The 17,426-nt window shown below is 71.5% G+C and carries 18 protein-coding genes; 8 read left to right on the top strand and 10 right to left on the bottom strand.

All coding sequences use genetic code 11. The annotated features are described in order from the left end of the window. Nucleotides 1-101 precede the first annotated feature (101 nt). Nucleotides 102-392 (top strand): MerR family transcriptional regulator, encoded by a 291-nt coding sequence (locus tag EDD40_RS42750; protein ID WP_211348691.1) that lies wholly within the window; start codon nucleotides 102-104, stop codon nucleotides 390-392. On the opposite strand, the gene EDD40_RS28775 is transcribed toward EDD40_RS42750, so the two are convergent. Both EDD40_RS28775 and EDD40_RS28770 read right to left on the bottom strand, forming a co-directional pair. Continuing rightward, the gene (locus EDD40_RS28775) at nucleotides 382-1,140 is read right to left on the bottom strand and encodes an ABC transporter permease (protein WP_123745702.1); all 759 of its coding nucleotides are present in this window, start codon (nucleotides 1,138-1,140) and stop codon (nucleotides 382-384) included. The genes EDD40_RS42750 and EDD40_RS28775 overlap by 11 nt on opposite strands. After that, nucleotides 1,137-2,060, bottom strand: coding sequence for an ATP-binding cassette domain-containing protein (locus EDD40_RS28770; RefSeq protein WP_123748349.1), 924 nt, complete (start codon nucleotides 2,058-2,060; stop codon nucleotides 1,137-1,139). Before EDD40_RS28770 ends, EDD40_RS28775 begins: the two co-directional genes overlap by 4 nt. Nucleotides 2,061-2,163: 103 nt before the next feature. Between EDD40_RS28770 and EDD40_RS28765 the strand changes: the two genes are divergently transcribed. Then, on the top strand, nucleotides 2,164-2,907 hold the full coding sequence (locus EDD40_RS28765) for a TetR/AcrR family transcriptional regulator (RefSeq protein ID WP_123745701.1): 744 nt from the start codon (nucleotides 2,164-2,166) through the stop codon (nucleotides 2,905-2,907). A gap of 41 nt (nucleotides 2,908-2,948) precedes the next feature. On the opposite strand, the gene EDD40_RS28760 is transcribed toward EDD40_RS28765, so the two are convergent. The 4 genes from EDD40_RS28760 to EDD40_RS28745 form a co-directional block, all read right to left on the bottom strand. After that, entirely contained in the window at nucleotides 2,949-3,416 is a 468-nt protein-coding gene (locus EDD40_RS28760) for a DUF417 family protein (RefSeq protein ID WP_170185227.1), read from the bottom strand. 162 nt (nucleotides 3,417-3,578) lie between these two features. Next, complete coding sequence (locus EDD40_RS28755) at nucleotides 3,579-5,573, bottom strand: putative bifunctional diguanylate cyclase/phosphodiesterase (protein ID WP_246037874.1); 1,995 nt, start codon at nucleotides 5,571-5,573, stop codon at nucleotides 3,579-3,581. Between the two features lie 524 nt (nucleotides 5,574-6,097). Then, entirely contained in the window at nucleotides 6,098-6,472 is a 375-nt protein-coding gene (locus EDD40_RS28750) for a hypothetical protein (RefSeq protein WP_148088941.1), read from the bottom strand. 356 nt (nucleotides 6,473-6,828) lie between these two features. Further along, the gene (locus EDD40_RS28745) at nucleotides 6,829-7,320 is read right to left on the bottom strand and encodes a MarR family winged helix-turn-helix transcriptional regulator (protein ID WP_123745697.1); all 492 of its coding nucleotides are present in this window, start codon (nucleotides 7,318-7,320) and stop codon (nucleotides 6,829-6,831) included. 80 nt (nucleotides 7,321-7,400) lie between these two features. Here EDD40_RS28745 and EDD40_RS28740 point away from each other — a divergent pair, with 80 nt between their 5' ends. Together EDD40_RS28740 and EDD40_RS28735 are read left to right on the top strand one after the other, a co-directional pair. Then, nucleotides 7,401-8,363 carry an EamA family transporter gene (locus tag EDD40_RS28740; protein ID WP_425471265.1) on the top strand — a complete coding sequence of 321 codons (963 nt, stop codon included), beginning with the start codon at nucleotides 7,401-7,403 and terminating at the stop codon, nucleotides 8,361-8,363. Beyond that, nucleotides 8,245-8,832, top strand: a complete 588-nt coding sequence (locus tag EDD40_RS28735) for an NAD(P)-dependent oxidoreductase (protein WP_246038361.1) — start codon at nucleotides 8,245-8,247, stop codon at nucleotides 8,830-8,832. Before EDD40_RS28740 ends, EDD40_RS28735 begins: the two co-directional genes overlap by 119 nt. A gap of 46 nt (nucleotides 8,833-8,878) precedes the next feature. Here the strand turns inward: EDD40_RS28735 and EDD40_RS28730 are convergent, their stop codons facing one another. Then, nucleotides 8,879-11,476, bottom strand: a complete 2,598-nt coding sequence (locus tag EDD40_RS28730) for a glycoside hydrolase family 3 protein (RefSeq protein ID WP_123745694.1) — start codon at nucleotides 11,474-11,476, stop codon at nucleotides 8,879-8,881. A 285-nt stretch (nucleotides 11,477-11,761) separates the two neighbouring features. Here EDD40_RS28730 and bdeA point away from each other — a divergent pair, with 285 nt between their 5' ends. Continuing rightward, complete coding sequence (gene bdeA / locus EDD40_RS28725; RefSeq protein ID WP_123745693.1) at nucleotides 11,762-12,631, top strand: bis(hydroxyethyl) terephthalate hydrolase; 870 nt, start codon at nucleotides 11,762-11,764, stop codon at nucleotides 12,629-12,631. Nucleotides 12,632-12,980: 349 nt separating this feature from the next. On the opposite strand, the gene EDD40_RS28720 is transcribed toward bdeA, so the two are convergent. Beyond that, a complete protein-coding gene (locus EDD40_RS28720; protein ID WP_123745692.1) occupies nucleotides 12,981-13,427 on the bottom strand; it encodes an Lrp/AsnC family transcriptional regulator in 447 nt (148 codons plus the stop codon). Between the two features lie 93 nt (nucleotides 13,428-13,520). On the opposite strand from EDD40_RS28720, the gene EDD40_RS28715 reads away from it, so the two are divergent. The 3 genes from EDD40_RS28715 to EDD40_RS28705 all read left to right on the top strand — a co-directional run bounded on the left by EDD40_RS28715 (nucleotide 13,521) and on the right by EDD40_RS28705 (nucleotide 15,661). Then, a complete protein-coding gene (locus EDD40_RS28715) occupies nucleotides 13,521-14,354 on the top strand; it encodes an LLM class flavin-dependent oxidoreductase (RefSeq protein WP_123745691.1) in 834 nt (277 codons plus the stop codon). Then, complete coding sequence (locus EDD40_RS28710) at nucleotides 14,351-14,758, top strand: nucleoside deaminase (RefSeq protein WP_123745690.1); 408 nt, start codon at nucleotides 14,351-14,353, stop codon at nucleotides 14,756-14,758. The genes EDD40_RS28715 and EDD40_RS28710 overlap by 4 nt, the downstream gene beginning before the upstream one ends. A gap of 231 nt (nucleotides 14,759-14,989) precedes the next feature. After that, a complete protein-coding gene (locus EDD40_RS28705; RefSeq protein ID WP_123745689.1) occupies nucleotides 14,990-15,661 on the top strand; it encodes a lytic polysaccharide monooxygenase auxiliary activity family 9 protein in 672 nt (223 codons plus the stop codon). A 66-nt stretch (nucleotides 15,662-15,727) separates the two neighbouring features. On the opposite strand, the gene EDD40_RS28700 is transcribed toward EDD40_RS28705, so the two are convergent. Then, on the bottom strand, nucleotides 15,728-16,417 hold the full coding sequence (locus tag EDD40_RS28700; RefSeq protein ID WP_123745688.1) for a hypothetical protein: 690 nt from the start codon (nucleotides 16,415-16,417) through the stop codon (nucleotides 15,728-15,730). Between the two features lie 25 nt (nucleotides 16,418-16,442). Beyond that, nucleotides 16,443-17,291 (bottom strand): hypothetical protein, encoded by an 849-nt coding sequence (locus EDD40_RS28695; RefSeq protein WP_123745687.1) that lies wholly within the window; start codon nucleotides 17,289-17,291, stop codon nucleotides 16,443-16,445. Nucleotides 17,292-17,426: the final 135 nt, after the last annotated feature.

The raw sequence follows: 17,426 nt of genomic DNA, 5'->3' as shown, positions 1-17,426 counted from the left end.
GCGGTGGTCCGCGACGCCGCCGCGCCGGCGGTGGCCACCGGGAGCACCCCGAACGCGCGGTCGACCGGGTCGTCCGCATCCAGGAGCTCTCCGCCGCCGGGTTGGGCAGCAAGAAGATCGCGCTGATGCTGCCGTGCACGCGGGACGCGGACGGCGGGCCGTCCTGGATCGCCACGCCGCGACCGGTGGACGACCTGACCGCCGAACGGGCCCGCATCGACCGGTTGGTCACCGACCTGGTGCGGTCGCGGTGCGTGCTGGACGAGGTGATCGACGCGGCTTCGGGTCCGCGCCGACGGCCGAGCCGAGGCCGCGTCGGTCTTCCGGTCGGTGGCGCTCGGCCCCCGGCGCGCGCCGGGGGCCGAGCGGGTCGGGCACGGCTCAGTCGCTGACACGCCGCCGGTAGAGGGTCGTGGCCACGACGAACGACGCCACCAGCAGGCCGACCGACCACAGCAGCGCGAGCCGGCCCTGGTCGCCGATCGGCGTGCCGGTGAGCAGGCCGCGCACGGTCTCGATGACCGGCGTGATCGGCTGGTGCTCGCTGATCCCCCGCAGGAGCGGCGGCATCGTGTGGGTCGGCACGAACGCGCTGCTCAGGTACGGCAGGAACAGCATGAAGAAGCTCAACGCGCTGGCCGACTCGACCGACTTCGCCACCGCGCCGAGCCCGGCCGCCAGCCACGACAGCGCCAGCACGTAGAGCAGGAGCAGCCCGGCCACGGCCGCCCACTCCAGCGGTGACGCGGACGGGCGGAAGCCCATCCCGACCGCCGCGCCGACCACGATCGTGGTGGACAGGGCGTTGCGGGCGACGCTGGCCGTGACGTGCCCGGTCAGCACGGCGAAGCTCCGGATCGGCATCGAGCGCAGGCGGTCGATCATGCCGCTGTGCATGTCGTCGGCCACGGACATCGCGGTGGACGCGGCGCCGTACCCGGTGCACAGCAGGATGATGCCGGGCACCACGTAGTCGACGTACCCGGTGCCGGTGTTGATCGCGCCGCCGAAGACGTACACGAACAGCGCCATCATCATCAGCGGCAGGACGATCGACATGAACAGGGTGTCGAGGTTGCGCCTGCCCAACCGGATGCTGCGGCCGACCATGGTCATCGAGTCGGCGATCGCGTGGCTCATGCCGGCACTCCTTCACGTGCGGTCAGGGCGAGGAAGACGTCGTCCAGGGTCGGGCGGTGCGAGGAGACCCGGGTCGGTACGACGGCCGCCGCCCGCAGGTCGTCCAGCACGGCGTGCAGGTGCGCGGCCGTGCCGTCGGACGGGACGCTGAGCAGGAGCCGCTCGTGGTCGGCGAAGCCGCCGAGCCGCGCGGTCGAGGCGTCGAGCGCCGCGGCCGAGGTGAAGCGGAGCTCCAGCCGGTGGCCGCCGACGCGGGCCTTGAGGTCGTCCGCGGTGCCGTGCGCGGCGACCTTCCCGCCGGCCAGCACCATGATCCGGTCGGCGAGGCGGTCGGCCTCCTCCAGGTACTGGGTGGTGAGGAAGATCGTGGTGCCGGTGCGGGCCAGGTCGCGGATGGCGTCCCACGTGGTCGTCCGGCCGGCCGGGTCGAGGCCGGTGGTCGGCTCGTCCAGGAAGATCACCTTCGGCGAGGCGACCAGGCTCATGGCCAGGTCGAGCCGCCGCCGCATGCCTCCGGAGTAGGTCTTGACCCGCCGGTCGGCGGCGTCGACGAGGTCGAACCGCTCCAGCAGCTCGCCCGCGCGGGCCTTGGCCCCCGACCGGCCGAGGTGCATGAGCCTGCCGACCATGACCAGGTTCTCCCGGCCGGTCTGCTCGGCGTCCACCGCCGCGTACTGCCCGGTCACGCTGATCACCCCGCGCACCTTGGCCGGTTCGCGCACGACGTCGAACCCGGCCACCCGCAACCGGCCCCCGTCCGGCCGCGACAGCGTGGACAGGATCCGGACGGTGGTCGTCTTGCCCGCGCCGTTGGGTCCGAGCAACGCGAAGACCGACCCCTCGGCGACCTCCAGGTCTATCCCGTCCAGCACCGCGGTCGACCCGTACGCCTTGCGCAGACCGGTCGCCTCAACGATCATCACTGCCCCCTTTTGTGTATCAGGTACGCTAAAAAGCGTAGCTCATACGCAGTTGATTCCGGTAGCCCTAGACTGGCCGGCAGCGGTGACGAGAGGGTGATGGATGACCGAGGAGCACGAGCTACCAGCGGAAATCGCTCTGCTGTGGGGCCTGCGCGAGACACCGAGACGCGGCCGCAAGCCGACCCTGTCGGTCTCCGAGATCACCCGGGCCGCCATCGAGGTCGCCGACGCCGAAGGTCTCGCGGCCGTGTCCATGGCGCGGGTCGCGCAGCAGCTCGGCAACTCCACGATGGCGCTCTACCGGCACGTGAAGAGCAAGGACGAGCTGCTCACGCTCATGTCCGACGCCGCGTTCGAGGACCCGCCGCCGATGCCCCCGGGCGGCTGGCGGGCCGGGCTGACGCTGTGGGCGACGAGCGTGCTGGCCAGGTTCCGCCGACACCCGTGGTACGCGCGGATCCCGCTGTCCGGACCGCCCATCGGCCCGAGGAACCTGACGTGGTTCGACCGCGCGCTCGGCGCGCTCTCCGACACGCCGTTGAACGAAGAGGAGAAGGTCGGCGTGGTGATGGGCCTGCTGACGCTGGTGCACGGCGAGATGCGGATGACCGCGGAGCTGGCGGAGGGCTTCCGGGTGAACCCCGAGGCGTTCGGGCCGGCGTACGCGCGGGCGTTGCGGCAGGTGGTCGACCCCCGGCGGCTACCGGCCCTCGGCCGGGTGGTCGAGGCCGGTGTCTTCGACCACGACCACCTCTTCGACGAACGGGACGTGGAGGCCGACTTCCGCTTCGGCCTCGACCTCTACCTCGACGGCGTGGCCGCGTACCTGGCCCGCCGCGGGTGATGGCGCCGCGGGGCCGGTCGGGGCCCCGCGGCGCCGCGCGATCACCGCCGGGCGACCCCGGCGCGCGCCACCCGCTGTCGCACGGGCGCGTCCGCCGACATGACCGCGAGGCCGGCGGTGATCAGGACCAGGTTCTTGACCACGAACTCGCCGGTCATGGTCAAGAGCAGCGGGTTGCCCGTCTGGAACGCGACGGACGGCTGCGTGACGAGCGTGGCGAACGTGCCCGCCAGGTGGAGCACCACCAGCAGCGCCACCCAGCGCAACCGGAACCCCACCACCAAGGCGATCCCCAGCACCACTTCCACCACGCCGAGCGTGAGCACGAAGACGCCCGGGTCGAGCCACGGGACGGTCCGCGCGACCAGGTCGGCCACCGGCGTCGTGCCGGTCACCTTGAGGGCGCCGAACCACACGAAGACCAGGCCGAGCGAACCCCTGAGCAGGGGGATGCTCAACGTCCGCAGGGTGTTCGCGGGCGCATCCGGACGGGACGGGAACTCCGTCATCCACATCACTTCCTTCGCGGGCGGGACCACGTCGACCCGCCTGCGGGAGGTCGGCCCGTTCGTGGTCCACACTGACCGGAATCGGACTGGGAGCGCTCCCAGAACTGTAACGGTAAGGAAACACCGTGTGAAGTGCCGATTCCACGCCGTCCCAGCCGGCGGCTAGTCGTACCACTCGATCGGGTCGGGGAACGCCCCTGCGGGCAACGGGTCGCCGAAGAACGAACCGAGGCCCGCGGCCACGCCCGCCGCACGCCACCAGTCGGCCTGCGCGCGCGTCTCCAGCCCGTCGACCAGCACCTCGCCGGCCGCCTGCCGGGCCAGTCGGACCAGCTCGGCCAGGTAGTCCGCATCGCCCCGGGACTGCCGCTCGACCAGCCGCCGCGCCACCCGCACCGACCCGATCGGCAGCTCGGCGGCCACCGCCAGGTCGTCCGGCCCGAGGCCGAAGTCGACCAACGACGTGCCGACGCCCAGCTCGGCCAGCACGGTCAGGTTGTCCACCGCCTCGGACTCCGCCAGCGCCGCCACCGGCATCCCGACGACCAGTCGCGACGCGGGCAGCCCGGTGTCGTCCAGCACCCGGCGCACCCGCCGGACCAGGTCGCCGTCACGCGACTGGTTCCTGGTCAGGTCGACGTGCAGCGACGCGGTGAACCCGGCGCTCTGGCCCCACCACCGCACCTGCCCGCACGCGGTGGCCAGCTGCCACTCGCCCAGCGGCAGGATCAGGCCGGTCCGCTCGGCCGGCTCCGCGCACCCGGCGTGGTCGAGCGAGTCGTCGCCGCGGTCCCAGTGCAGCGAGGCCGCCACGCCGACCAGCGCGCGATCGGCCAGGCCCACCACCGGCCGGTAGCGCACGTCGATCTCGCCGTGCTCCCACGCGCCCGGCATGGCCACGGCCAGCGCGTCGGCCCGCCGCTCGGCCGCGTCCTGGCCCTCGTCGAACAACGCCCACTGGCCGCGACCGCCCGCCTTCGCCCGCCGCAACGCCTGCTCGGCGGCCCGCATCACGTCCTCGGGCTCCCAGTCCGGCGGCGGCCGGCGCACCACGCCGACGCTGACCGACACGGCCAGCCCGCGGTCGTCGAAGTACACCGGCTCGGCCAGCTCGCGGTTGAGCTCGGCCACGGTGCTCGCGACGTCCGGCGTGGTGGCGGTGTTCTCGACCAGGACGGCGAACTGGTCGCCGTCGAACCGGGCGATCATCGCCTTCTCCCGCGCCAGCACGGCCTTCAGGCGTCGCGACACGTGCACGAGCAGCCGTTCGCCGGTCGGCCGGCCGAGGCTGTTGCACACCACGCCGAACGCGTCGACGTCCAGGTGGAAGACGCTGATGCCGCGCACCGGGTCGGCCCGGCGCAGCGCGCTCTCCAGGTGGGTGGTGAAGTACTGCCGGTTCGGCAGCCCGGTCGACACGTCGTGCAGCGCCTGCCGGTGCAGCTCCGACTGGAGCAGCATCAGCTCGGTGCCGTCCTCGACCACGGCGACGAAGTGCACCGGCTGGTCGTCCGCGCCGCGCAGCAACGACACCGTCATCGAGATCCGGGCGACGTCGCCGTCCTTGCGCAGCAGCCGCTGCGGCTGCCGGACGCGTTCCTGCCGGTTCTCCAGCAGCGCCAGCATCGCCTCGCCGAGGACCCGGACCGACGCCGGGTGCACGAGCTCCAGCAAGGCGAAGCCGGCCAGCTCCTCGGTGGTGTAGCCGAGGATGTCGCCGATCGCCGCGTTGGCCCGCACGATCTGCCCGGCCGGGTCTACGACCAGGATTCCGCTGGACGACGAGGTGACGACCTCCTCGAACCGCGCCTCGCTCTCCTTGAGGTGCCACTGCGCGTCGCGGACCGCCTTGAGCAGCGAGAGCTGCATGGACTCCTGCTGCTCGAACACCGCCCGCCGGCTCGCCGCCAGGAACCCCGTCGACAACGCGCCGAGCACGGCCACGATCGGCTGGGCATGACGTTCCACGGGCTGGAACTCCGCGAGCCCCAGCAGTCCTTTCCCGAGCACGTCGAGGGTGACCCGCAAGCCGTCCTCGGTGAGGTACCCGAGTGAGACGAGCTGCTCGCCGATGCGCTCGGCCCGCTGCGGCGAAGGCGACTGCCCGGAGGCCTCGGCGTGCACCGCCGCGCACAGGTCGTCGAGGCGGACTCGCATTTCGCGGTCGAGCTCGTCCCTGCCCAGCGCGACGACCACAGCGCCGCTGAGCAGGTACGACCACTTCCGCGCGAGGAGTTCACGACCACGTTCGGGTGGTGACGTGGCCCCTTGCCTCTGACTGGGGATCGACATTCCCGTTGCCCTGTTGTGATATCGACGATTCGCGGCAGTTTACCTACCCCCCGCCGGCCAACACTCAACCGGAAGTGTGAACCACGAACACCCACGGTGACTTCCGCCTGGCATTTCACCTCTTTCGGCGCACACCATTCGACCAACCCCGGCGTGGACCAGCATCGTCACGTCACGGCGGAACCCAGGCCGGTTCGAAATCGGTCGGACAACTCCTCGATCCCGCCCCCGGAACGCGAAGTTCACCTGATCGGGGCTGTCGCTCACTTGGTCGCGCCTATCGCGCGCAGGTCGGCCGCATCGGCGTCGCGGGCCGGCCTGTCGAGATATCCAGCCCGGGTGGAATCGGGTGGCCGAACCCGAATTCGCGACCATTCCTCGACTGACGGTCAGGCGGGGATCGGCATCAGTCGGTAAGAGCCGGCGGTCGTGGCGGGGACCTCGTGGTAGACGGTGGCGGCGAGGGCGGTGCAGGCGGTGTCGGCGAACAGCTGCAACGCGGTGCCGTCACCGAAGCCGCGGGCGGCGGAGCGGGCGGTGGGGAAACCCAGGTCGGTGACCGGGTGGCAGCCGTAGGACTGGGGCACGACGGTGCGGGCGCCGGTGAAGGAGGCGCCGGAGAAGACGCAGTAGCCCGATTCCCGGCAGTGCCCGCTCACGTCGGAGGCGGAAGCCGCGGCGGCGGCCGGAGTGGCGGCCGCGGCGGCGAAGAGGAGAGCGGCGAGCACGGTGAAGCGCCGGCGCGGCGCGGATGTCCCGATCACGATGTCCCCCTTGGATCGCACGCGCCAAGCCAACCCAACGCGGGCGGCGGTGGCAATCGGCCGGGCGGGGTCGACCACCCGGCTCGGATGTCGTCCAGGTGGAACGTCCCGGTCACGTCGCCATCGGGGTCGTCGACCTCGTGCGCGGCTTGGCGGCGGCCCGGAAGTTCTCCTCGGGGGCCGGGTCGCCGGGCGAGGAGCCGTGGCCGAGGTGGCCGGTGTCCCGGGTGACGGTGCTGCCGGGCGTTCTCGGCGGGCGCGGTGTCGGCGGGTGCGGCGGCGACCGCGGTGAGCGCGCCGGCGGCGAGCAGGGCGACGGCGAGGGCGGCGCCGGTCACCTGTCCGGCGGCGGAGCGCTACTTGTCGCCGAGCGAGGCCAGCAGCTGCTTCAAGGTGTCGGCCAGCGCCGTCCGCTCCGACGAGGACAGCGCGCCGAGCAGCCGGTCCTCGGTGGCGAGGTGGTCGGGCAGGGTCCGGTCGATCAGCGCGCGGCCGGCGTCGGTGAGGGCGACGACCACGCCCCGGCCGTCGTGCTCGTTCGGCGTCCGGACGACCAGCCCGCGTGCTTCGAGGCGGTCGAGCCGCTGGGTGACGGCGCCGGACGTGACCATCGAGGAGCGCATCAGCTCGGTCGGGGTCAGCCGGTGCGGCGGCGCGCTGCGGCGCAGGGTCGCGAGGACGTCGAACGACGCCCGGTCCAGGTCGTGCGCGGCGAAGGTCTTGCCCAGCTCGACGTCCACCAGCCTGGCCAGGCGGCTGAGCCGGCCGATCACCGCCATGGGCGAGACGTCGAGGTCGGGGCGCTGCGCGTGCCACTGGCCGAGGACGAGGTCGACGTGGTCTGCCATCGAACTAGCTTAGCGGTGAGGTAAGTCACCGCAGAGATACCTTAGCGGTGAGCTACTTTGTCTTAGTGCTAAGCAAATGGGTGACCGCGTTCGCTCCGGTCGTGTGGGGCACGACCTACTACGTCACGACCGAGTACCTGCCCCCGGACCGGCCGCTGCTGGCCGGGTTGCTGCGGGCGCTGCCGGCCGGGCTGTTGCTGGTCGCGGTCACGCGCCGGCTGCCGCGCGGCGACTGGTGGTGGCGTTCGCTGGTGCTGGGCACGCTGAACATCGGCGTGTTCCTGCCGTTGCTGTTCCTGGCCGCGTACCGGCTGCCGGGCGGGGTGGCGGCGACCGTCGGGGCCGTGCAGCCGCTGCTGGTGGCGGGGTTCGCGGTGGTGCTGCTCGGGCAGCGGATGACGACGCGGACGGCGCTCGCCGGGGTCGCGGGGATCGTGGGTGTGGCGCTGCTGGTGCTGCGGGCGGACGCACGGCTGGACTGGGTCGGCGTGGTGGCCGCGCTGGGCGGTGCGGTGGTGATGGCGGCCGGGGTGGTGCTGAGCAAGCGGTGGACCACGACCGCGCCGCTCCTGGCGGTGACCGGGTGGCAGCTGGTGGCCGGCGGCGTGGTGCTGCTGCCGGTGACGTTGCTGGTCGAAGGGCCGCCGCCCGCGTTGACGGCGGCCAACGTGGGCGGCTTCGCGTACCTGGGGGTGATCGGCGGCGCGCTGTCCTACGCCCTGTGGTTCCGGGGCATCCGGCTGCTCCCCGCGACGCGGGTGACGTTCCTCGGGCTGCTCAGCCCGGTCGTCGCGACGGCGGTGGGGTGGCTGGTGCTGAGCCAGGAGTTGACCGCGTCGCAGGTGCTCGGCGCGGTGGTCGTGCTGGTCGCCCTCGTGGTGGCCCAACGGGAACCGGTGGAGACGAAGGGGGAAGTCCGTGCGGATCACGGTGTTCGGAGCGCTCGGTGGCGTCGGCCGCCGGGTCGTGGCGGAGGCCCGGCGGAGGGGGCACGAGGTCACGGCGGTCAGCCGGCGGGCCGGCGCGGGCGGCGAGACCGGTGACGCGCGGGTGGTCGCGGACGTCGTGCGGCTCAGCGCCGGGCGCGACCTGGTGATCAGCGCCACCCGGCCGGCCGACGGGGAGGAGGGCCAGCTCGTCGAGGCCGCGGGGGCGTTGCTCGCCGGGGTCGCGGTGACCGGGGCGCGGCTGCTGGTCGTGGGAGGCGCGGCGACCCTCGTGACGCCCGAGGGGCACACGGTCGAGCAGGCGCCCGGTTTCCCCGCCGGGTTGGCCGCCGTCGCGCGGGCCTGTGCCGAGCAGTTGGCCGTCTGCCTGGCCGACCGGGCGGCGGACTGGACCTACCTGAGCCCGCCGGTGGTGTTGGAGCCCGGCGAGCGGACCGGCGTGTTCCGGGTCGGCCGGGACGAGCAGGTCGGCGAGGTGATCTCGATCGAGGACCTGGCGGTGGCGTTGCTGGACGAGGCCGAGGCGCCCCGGCACCGGCGGGTCCGGTTCACCGTCGGGTACTGAGACGGCGAGGGGCGGGCGGAACACCGCCCGCCCCTCGCCGGTCAGGTCAGGCCAGGCCGGCGCACGTCCTGGCGTCCGGGTCGGCGGCGGCCTTCGGCGCCCAGCGGACGTTGGCGAACGAGGCCTGGAACGCGCCCTCGGTGTAGACGAGGAACGGCGTGTTGACGTTCTCCAGGTCGAGCCCGCCCTCGGCGAAGCACGAGATGGGGATCTTCACCGTCGACTTGACGCCGGTGGGCAGCGAGGTGAACAGACCGGTCGCGTCGACCTCGGCGAAGCACGGGTACTGGCAGTGCGTGCTGACGACGGTCCGCGCGGCCGGCGCCTGGTGCACGATCACGTCGAAGACCAGCGCGGCGTTCGCGTTGAGGTAACCGCGCAGGTCGCTGCCACCCGCCGGGTCCTGGAGGTAGACCTGGCCGGGACCGGTGCCGGTCCAGGTGGTCTTCATGGCGTCGCCCTGGACGTTGACGTCGGCGGGCACGACGGTGATGGAGCTGTGCGCCGCCTCGCCGTCCGGCCCCAGCTCGGTGCCGCCCCAGTTGTCCGGGGAGCCGATGTAGCTGCGGTAGGGGGCGACGTCGGTGCGGACGTGGACCTCCAGGTCCTCGGTGGCCGTGCCGCCGCCGCCGTTGCCGGAGCAGCCGGCCTCGGGCGAGGTCTCGTCCAGCCGGCCGAGGTTGCCGGTCTGCCAGGAGCGCAGGCCGTACCCGGGCTTGAACAGCGGGTCGCCGCCGGCGTCCAGGGGCGTCTGGCAGGCGCTGCGCGGCCACGAGAACGACAGCTCGCCGGTGAAGCCCGGGTAGGTGTGCTTGCCGCGGATCAGCAGGTCGGCGACGCCGGCGCCCTCGGTGCCCGGCAGCCAGGCCGCCACGAACGCGTCGGAGCGGTTCAGCTCCTTGTTGACGTGCAGCGGCCGGCCGGAGAGGTAGACGGTGACGACCGGCGTGCCCTTGCCGCTGACCTTGTCGAGCACGGCGAGGTCGTTCGGGTAGAGCTTGGCGGCCTCCAGGGAGCGCTTGCCGATGTCGCCGACGCCCTCCGCGTACGGGGTCTCGCCGAGCACCGCAATCACGGCGTCGAAACCGGCCGGGTCGACGTCGCCGGTCTCGCTGAACACCACGTTCCGCTCGCCGAGGGCCTCCTTGAGGCCGCCGAGGACGGTGGTGCCGCCGGGGAAGTCGGCGTTGGTGTTGCCGGTGCCCTGCCAGGTCAGCGTCCAGCCACCGGTCTGGTTCTGCATGCTGTCGGCGCTCTTGCCGACGACCAGCACCTTCGAGCGCGGCGAGAGGGGCAGCACGCGGTTGTCGTTCTTGAGCAGCACCTGGGACTCGCGGACCGCCTCACGGGCCAGCTCGCGGGCTTCGAGGGCGGCGGTGGAGCCGGCGTGGTGGCGCCGGGACGGCCTCTCGCCGTCGAGGACACCGGAGCGGAGCTTGACGCGCAGGATCCGGGTCACCGCGTCGTCGATGCGGGCCAGGGGGATCTGGCCGTTCTCGACCTGGGCGACCGTGTTGGCGATGAACGCCTTCCACTCGTTGGGCACCATGACCACGTCGATGCCCGCGTTGATCGCCTGGGGGCAGGACGAGTTGGTGCAGCCGGCGACCTGGCCGATGCCGTTCCAGTCGGAGACGACCAGGCCGTCGAAGCCCATCTTGCCCTTGAGGATGTCGTTCACCGCGAGCTTGCTGCCGTGCAGCTTGCCCTCGTCGACGCCGGAGTCGTTGGTCCAGCTGTTGAACGACACCATCACGGTCTGGGCGCCGGCCGCGAGCGCGCCGTAGTAGCCCTGGCCGTGCACGTTGATCATCTCGGCCTCGGACGCCGGGTTGACGCCCTGGTCCTTGCCGCCGACCGTGCCGCCGTCGCCGATGAAGTGCTTGGCGGTGGCGAGCACGCCGACGCGGCTGCGGCTGTTGCCCTGAAGGCCGCGGGTGGCTTCGTAGCCGTACGCGCGGGTGATCCGCGGGTCCTCGGAGAAGCCCTCGTAGGTGCGGCCCCAGCGGTCGTCGAGGGGGACGGCCAGGGTCGGCGCGAAGGCCCAGTCCTGGCCGGTCGCGCGGATCTGCTCGGCGGTCGCCTTGCCGATGTCCCGGATCAGGCACGGGTCGTGCGCCGCGCCGAGGCCGATGTTGTGCGGGAAGACGGTGGCGCCGTAGACGTTGTTGTTGCCGTGCACGGCGTCGATGCCCCAGATGGCGGGCAGACCCGTGCGGCTGGCCTTCGAGGCGTCCCAATAGGCGTCGGCCAGGGCCAGCCACGCCTCGGGCGCGGCGTGCTTGTCGCGGTTCGGCCACGAGCCGCCGCCGTTGAGCACCGAGCCGATGCCGTACTCGCGCACCTCGTCCGGGGTGATCGCGCCGATCTCCGGCTGGGTCATCTGGCCGACCTTCTCGGCCAGGGTCATGCCGGCGAGGATCCTCCGGACGCGGCGCTCGTCGGAGGGGTTCGACTTCACCCGGCTCTCGACCCTCGGCCACTGGGTCAGCTCGGGGAGGCGCTCCTCGATCCGGGCGCAGCCGTGCTCGGTCCGCGGCTCGCCGACGACCGGTTGGCGGGCGGGTGACGCGGCGGCGCCCCCGGTGAGGAGACCGGCGGCGAGCACCGCGGCCAGGGCGGCGCTCAGGTGTCTGCGGGACATCGGCGGTTCCGTTCGTCCGACGGCTCTGTCGCGGCCGATCTTCGTTACCGGGCGGGCCGCGGTCAAGGGGCCGTGGGAGCGCTTCCTCGCAGGTGGGAGTTACGGTCGACGGCCCACTTCCCGGTCCCGGTAGGTGAATTTCTTTCAAATCCGTGATCACGAGGGGACGGTGCGTAGTTTTTTACTTGACTCCGGAGTAGGTAGTGGGTCAGACTCGGCCGCGGTAAGCACGGTCCACTCAGGACTCTCTCCGCCAAGTCCTTGCCACACCGGGAAGAGCACACCATGTCCCTGAGGTCTCCCCTGTCCCGCCGCGTCGTCGTCCTCGCCGCGGTGGTCGCCCTCACCACGTCCGGCACGGTGGCCCAGGCCGCCGAGAACCCCTACGAACGCGGCCCCGCGCCGAGCACCGCGAGCATCGAGGCCACCCGCGGGCCGTTCGCCACCGACCAGGCGACGGTGTCCTCGCTGAGCGTGCGCGGCTTCGGCGGCGGCACGATCTACTACCCGACCAGCACCGCCGAGGGCACGTTCGGCGCGGTCGCGGTGGCGCCCGGCTACACGGCCTCGCAGTCCAGCCTGTCGTGGCTCGGGCCGCGCCTGGCCTCGCAGGGCTTCGTCATCTTCATCATCGACACGAACTCCCGGTACGACCAGCCCGCCTCGCGCGGCGACCAGCTGCTGGCGGCGTTGGACTACCTGACGACGAGCAGCACCGTGCGGTCGCGCATCGACTCGTCGCGCCTGGGCGTGATGGGCCACTCGATGGGCGGCGGTGGCGCGCTGGAGGCCACCAAGGACCGGCCGAGCCTGCAGGCCTCGATCCCGCTGACCGCGTGGAACACCACCAAGACGTGGTCGACGGTGCAGACGCCGACCCTGGTCGTCGGCGCGGAGGACGACTCGGTGGCCGCCGTCTCGACGCACTCCGAGCGGTTCTACACCGGCCTCCCGTCCACCTTGGACAAGGCCTACCTGGAGCTGGCGGGCGCGAGCCACTTCGCGCCGAACAGCGCCAACACGACGATCGCGAAGTACAGCATCGCGTGGCTCAAGCGGTTCGTCGACAACGACACCCGCTACGAGCAGTTCCTGTGCCCCGCGCCCCGCGCCGCGGCCATCTCCGAGTACCGGGACACCTGCCCGCACTCCTGACCTCCCGACAGGCCGTTCTCGCTGTTCAACAGCGTGAACGGCCTTTTGGGCGGTCCGTGGGAAAGCGCTTGCCGGCGGTGAACCCGGTGCGCTACCGTCGCTCCTGGGAACGTTCCCAGAGATGTCCCGCAACGCACGGCGGCGGCGTTGTCGGGGTCGAGGGGCCGTCGTCCAGCTTGGCGGGGTGTGGGGCGAGAGCGCTCTCCCCCAGGCCTTGGAGGTCTCGACGATGAGACCGCCCCTGCTGGCGACGGCCCTTTCGACGTGCCCGTGGCCCCGACGAGGCAGCACCTCCTCCACCGGCGGCCACGACCAGGCATGACGACCACACCTGGGGCGCGCGACCGCGCTACGTCGCCGACACACCCCGGTACGGCAGGGTCTGGCTGTAGACGATGTTCGTGGTCGTGCTGCCGAAGCCGGTCAGGTCGTTGACCACCCGCTCCAGGTGCGGCATGGAGGTGGCGGCGACCTTCAGCGTGTAGCAGTCGTCGCCGGTGGTGCGCAGGCACTCCAGGATCTCGGGGCGGTCGGCCAGCAGCGCGTGCAGCGGCTCGTGCCGGTTGCCGGGGTACTTCAGGCGGACGACGGCGAGCACGGCGTAGCCGACCTTGGCCAGGTCGACCTCGGCCCGGTAGCCGGTGATCACACCGGCGGACTCCAGCCTGCGGACCCGTTCGGTGGTCGCCGAGGCGCTGAGGTTGACCCGGCGCCCCAGCTCGCTGAGCGCGATCCGGCCGTCGCGCTGCAGCTCGGCGAGGATCGCCCAGTCGGTCGGATCGAGGTTCCCGGTCATGGGCGGATTTTACCGGGGAATCCACGGCGGAGGGCCGGTCAGACCGGGCGGAACCTCTTCAGGACGCGCCGGTTTCCGCATAGCGTTGGCGCCGTGCAGATCGGTGTGAACGTTCCGAACTTCGGGCCCGGCACCTCGCCGGACGTGCTGCGGGACTGGGCGCGGACGGTCGAGGGCCTCGGCTTCGACCTGCTGATGGTGTCCGACCACGTGGCCGTGACGCCGGACGTGGCCGAGCAGTACCCGGCCCCGTTCTACGAGCCGTTCACCGCGCTGGCGTGGCTGGCCGGCGTGACGTCGCGGATCCGGCTCGGCACCACCGTGCTGGTGCTGCCGTACCGGCACCCGTTGCTGGTGGCGCGGATGGCGGCGAACGTGAACGAGCTGTCCGGCGGTCGGTTCGTGCTCGGCGTGGGCGTGGGGTGGGCCCGGCAGGAGTACGAGGCGCTGGGCGTGCCCTTCGCCCAACGCGGCCGGTTGACCGACGAGGGGCTGCGGGTGGTCCGGGACGCGTGGCGGGACGAGTCGGACTACCGGGCCGGCCGGATCCCGATCTGGGTGGGCGGGCACTCCGACGCGGCGCTGCGGCGGGCCGTCCGGCTCGGGGACGCGTGGCACAGCCTGCGCCTCACCCCCTCGGCGTACCGGGAGGCGCTGGAGCGGTTGAAGGTCATCGCGGAGGCGGAGGGGAAACCGTTGCCCGCGTTGACGCCTCGCGTGCTGCTGCACCTCACGCCCGACGAGCTGGGGCCGGAGCGGCGGTTGGGCGAGGGTAGCGTCGCGCAGGTCCTGGGCGACCTGGCGGAGCTGCGGGCGTCGGGCGCCGAGGCCGTGGTGCTGGACCCGTTCGTCGGGGATCCACAGGAGACAGTCCACCCGGAAGTCGCGTGGCAGGCGTTGGCCACGGTGCGAAAGGAGTTCCGATGAGCTTGCGCAGGGCGATCGAGCTGGCGGCCGAGGCGCGTGCGTCGGGCAACCCGCCGTTCGGCTCGTTGTTGGTGGGGCCGGACGGCGCGGTGTTGGTCGAGGAGCGCAACTCCAGCGTGACGGACGACGACATCACGGCGCACCCGGAGCTGAAGCTGGCCCGGTGGGCGGCGCGGTCGCTCACGCCGGAGGTGGCGGCCGGGACGACCATGTTCACCAGCTGCCAGCCGTGCGGGATGTGCGTCGGCGCGATCGAGCGGTCCGGGCTGGGCCGGGTGGTGTTCGCGCTGTCGACCGAGCAGCTCAACGAGCTGAAGCCGGGTGGCGGCTTCGCCCCCGTGCCGCAGGAGGGGCCGGGGTTGCTGGAGGAGGCGTCCGTCCCGGTGGCGGGTTACTACCGGTAGTCGCCATGGGCTGAACGTTGAATTCGGGGGTCCGGAACGTAGGACACGCGCGTTCCGGGCGTAGGACACGCGCGAATGGCGGTAGTGGTTGGGCTGTTCGGGTGCCCATTTGGAACGAAAAGCTTCGCGCCGGTGTGGGGTTCACAGCCGGTGTCCGATTCGCTACCGTGAGGTCTGGGAGCGCTCCCAGTCCGGCATTCGGTCAATCCTCAACGTGGAGGACTCACACACATGACCTTCCGACGCGGTACCCGATCGGTGATCGGCGTCTTCAGCTCGGTCCTCGCGGTCCTCGCGGCCAGCGTCGTCACCTTGGTGGGCGCATCAGGCGTCGCGAGCGCTCACGGCTCGGTCACCGACCCGCCGTCGCGCAACTACGGCTGCTACCAGCGCTGGGGCAGCGACCACCTGAACCCGAACATGGGTCAGACGGACCCGATGTGCGCGCAGGCCTGGAAGGCCGACCCGAACGCGATGTGGAACTGGAACGGCCTGTACCGCAACGGCGTCGGCGGCAACCACCAGGGCGCCCTGCCGAACGGCCAGCTGTGCAGCGGCGGCCTGGCCGAGAGCGGCCGGTACCGGGCGCTCGACACGGTCGGCGCGTGGAACACGGCCACCAAGCCCCGCCAGTTCACGCTCACCATCACCGACCAGGCGAGGCACGGCGCCGACTACCTGCGCATCTACATCACCCGCCAGGGCGTCAACACCGCGACCACGCCGCTGAGCTGGAGCGACCTGGAGCTGGTCACCTCGACCGGCCGCTACGGCACCACGGGCCTCTACCAGGCCCAGGTGAACGCGGGCAGCCGCACCGGCCGCCACGTGGTGTTCACGATCTGGCAGGCCAGCCACATGGACCAGGCGTACTACCTGTGCAGTGACGTGAACTTCCAGTAGGACGGCAAGCAGTGGTGAGCGCACGGGTGCGGCCGGGTTTCCGCCGCACCCGTGCGCTCGGCCACGTCAGGCGGTCAGCTCGAGGTAGTGCAGCGAGGCGCGCAGCACGTCCAGCTCCTCGGCCGAGGGCTTGCGGAAGACCTTGTGCAAGCCTTGCACGTCACCGGTGAACCGCGCGGAGATCCGCCGCACGTCGTAGTCCACCTCCAGGTTTCCGTCGACGGCTTCGACGGAAACCTCGAACGTGAAGGTGTGCAGCCTCCCGTCGAACTCCTCCACCCCGTCGCCGATGCCCACGGTCAGCGCCAGACCGACCACCGCGTACTTCTCGGCGCCGCACAGGTGCGAGCTGATCGCCAGGCCCGACAGCTGCCCGATCAGGTCGGCGAAAGCTCCGATCCGCTCGACCTCGCCCCGCGTTTCCGGGGCCATGTCGTCGAGGAGCCCCCGAGCGGTCTCGGTGCCGTCGAGTCGACTGACGAGGTGCTCGGACTCGACCCCGGCGAGGGCCGGGAGCATGTCGAACGCCGTCTGCCAGGTGTCCGCGTCGTACGGGTCCGGTTTCTTGGCCAGGTAGCGGGCGAGCCCGACCGGGTAGGTCAGCAGGGTGTCCGCGAACCGCCGGTACGCCTCGTCCGTGCGCCCGGAGCAGTTGACGATCAGGGCGAAAGCGGTGCCGTGGTCGTTGCCGCCGGAGAAGATCCGGGCCTGTTCGCCGTCGTCCCGGTCGCGCCGGGCTGGGATCGAGGTGGTCATCGGATGCCTCCCGAGGTCGACCGGACTACTTCGAGGGCTCGAAGCCCGCGTCGTCGTCGAAGAAGTCCTGCGAGTTCTCGATGTCGTCGAGAGCCGCCTGCTTCATGAGGTCCTCCCACTTCTTCCGGATGTCCGTTTCGTTCAGCGAGTCGATGTCCAAGAGGCCACCGATGCGCTGGTAGGAACTTTCGACCTCGAAGCTCTCGGAACTGCCGCAGGGGATGTCGATGATCCGCTTGCTCTCGGCGTAGCTGATGAAAAAGCCGTTCAACCGGGGTATCACCGTGTCACCCTGGACCGTGATCGTGATTGATTGGATGAACAGGGCGGTCGGCGCCTCCTTCTTCTCGGTAGCCGCCTTGATCCTGGTCTGCACGCTTTCCAGGAACCCCTTGAACGCCCCCATCGCGCCGCCCGGGCCCACCGCCAGCGACATCAGCGCCGAGGCCACGCCCTGCGCCACCTCGATGCCCCTGCCGCTGTGCCGGAAGCGGGACTCGAGCACCTCGTCATACGCGATCAGCGGGTACTTGGTGAAGATCTGCTTCCACGCGTCGATGTTGAAGATGAGGTCGGGATCGGACCCCTGGGTGATCCACTTGCGCATCTTCGTCGAGCCGAGGCTGGTGAGCTGGACCAGGCGCTTCTTGGCCTCGGCCACCTGCGCCGCCATCTCCGGCGGCACGACCTCGGGCATGATGATCGCGGAGGCCGCCGAATCGTCTCTGTTGTAGATGCTCTCCTCGGAGCCGTCACCGACGGCGGGGCCGGTCGTGAACAGTTCGTGCGCGAAGAACGCGTTCGCCGCCAGGAATTCGTCCTCGACGATGGACGGGCCGATTTTATTCGCACCGGAATTGACGGTGGTGGTCATGATTCGTCCTTCTCCCATTGCGAGTGGGTGAACAAGTCATGGCCAGAAAATCACGGCGTAGGAATGATCGGTAGGGGTCGACCTCGACAGTGAGATGACTTCACCTGGCCGAGTTGGGTGCGGGGCCGGATTCGT

The organism is Saccharothrix texasensis, assembly GCF_003752005.1.
GTDB lineage: Bacteria > Actinomycetota > Actinomycetes > Mycobacteriales > Pseudonocardiaceae > Actinosynnema > Actinosynnema texasense.
Note: the sequence above shows the minus strand (reverse complement) of the source record. Positions and strands in the feature narration are given on the sequence as shown.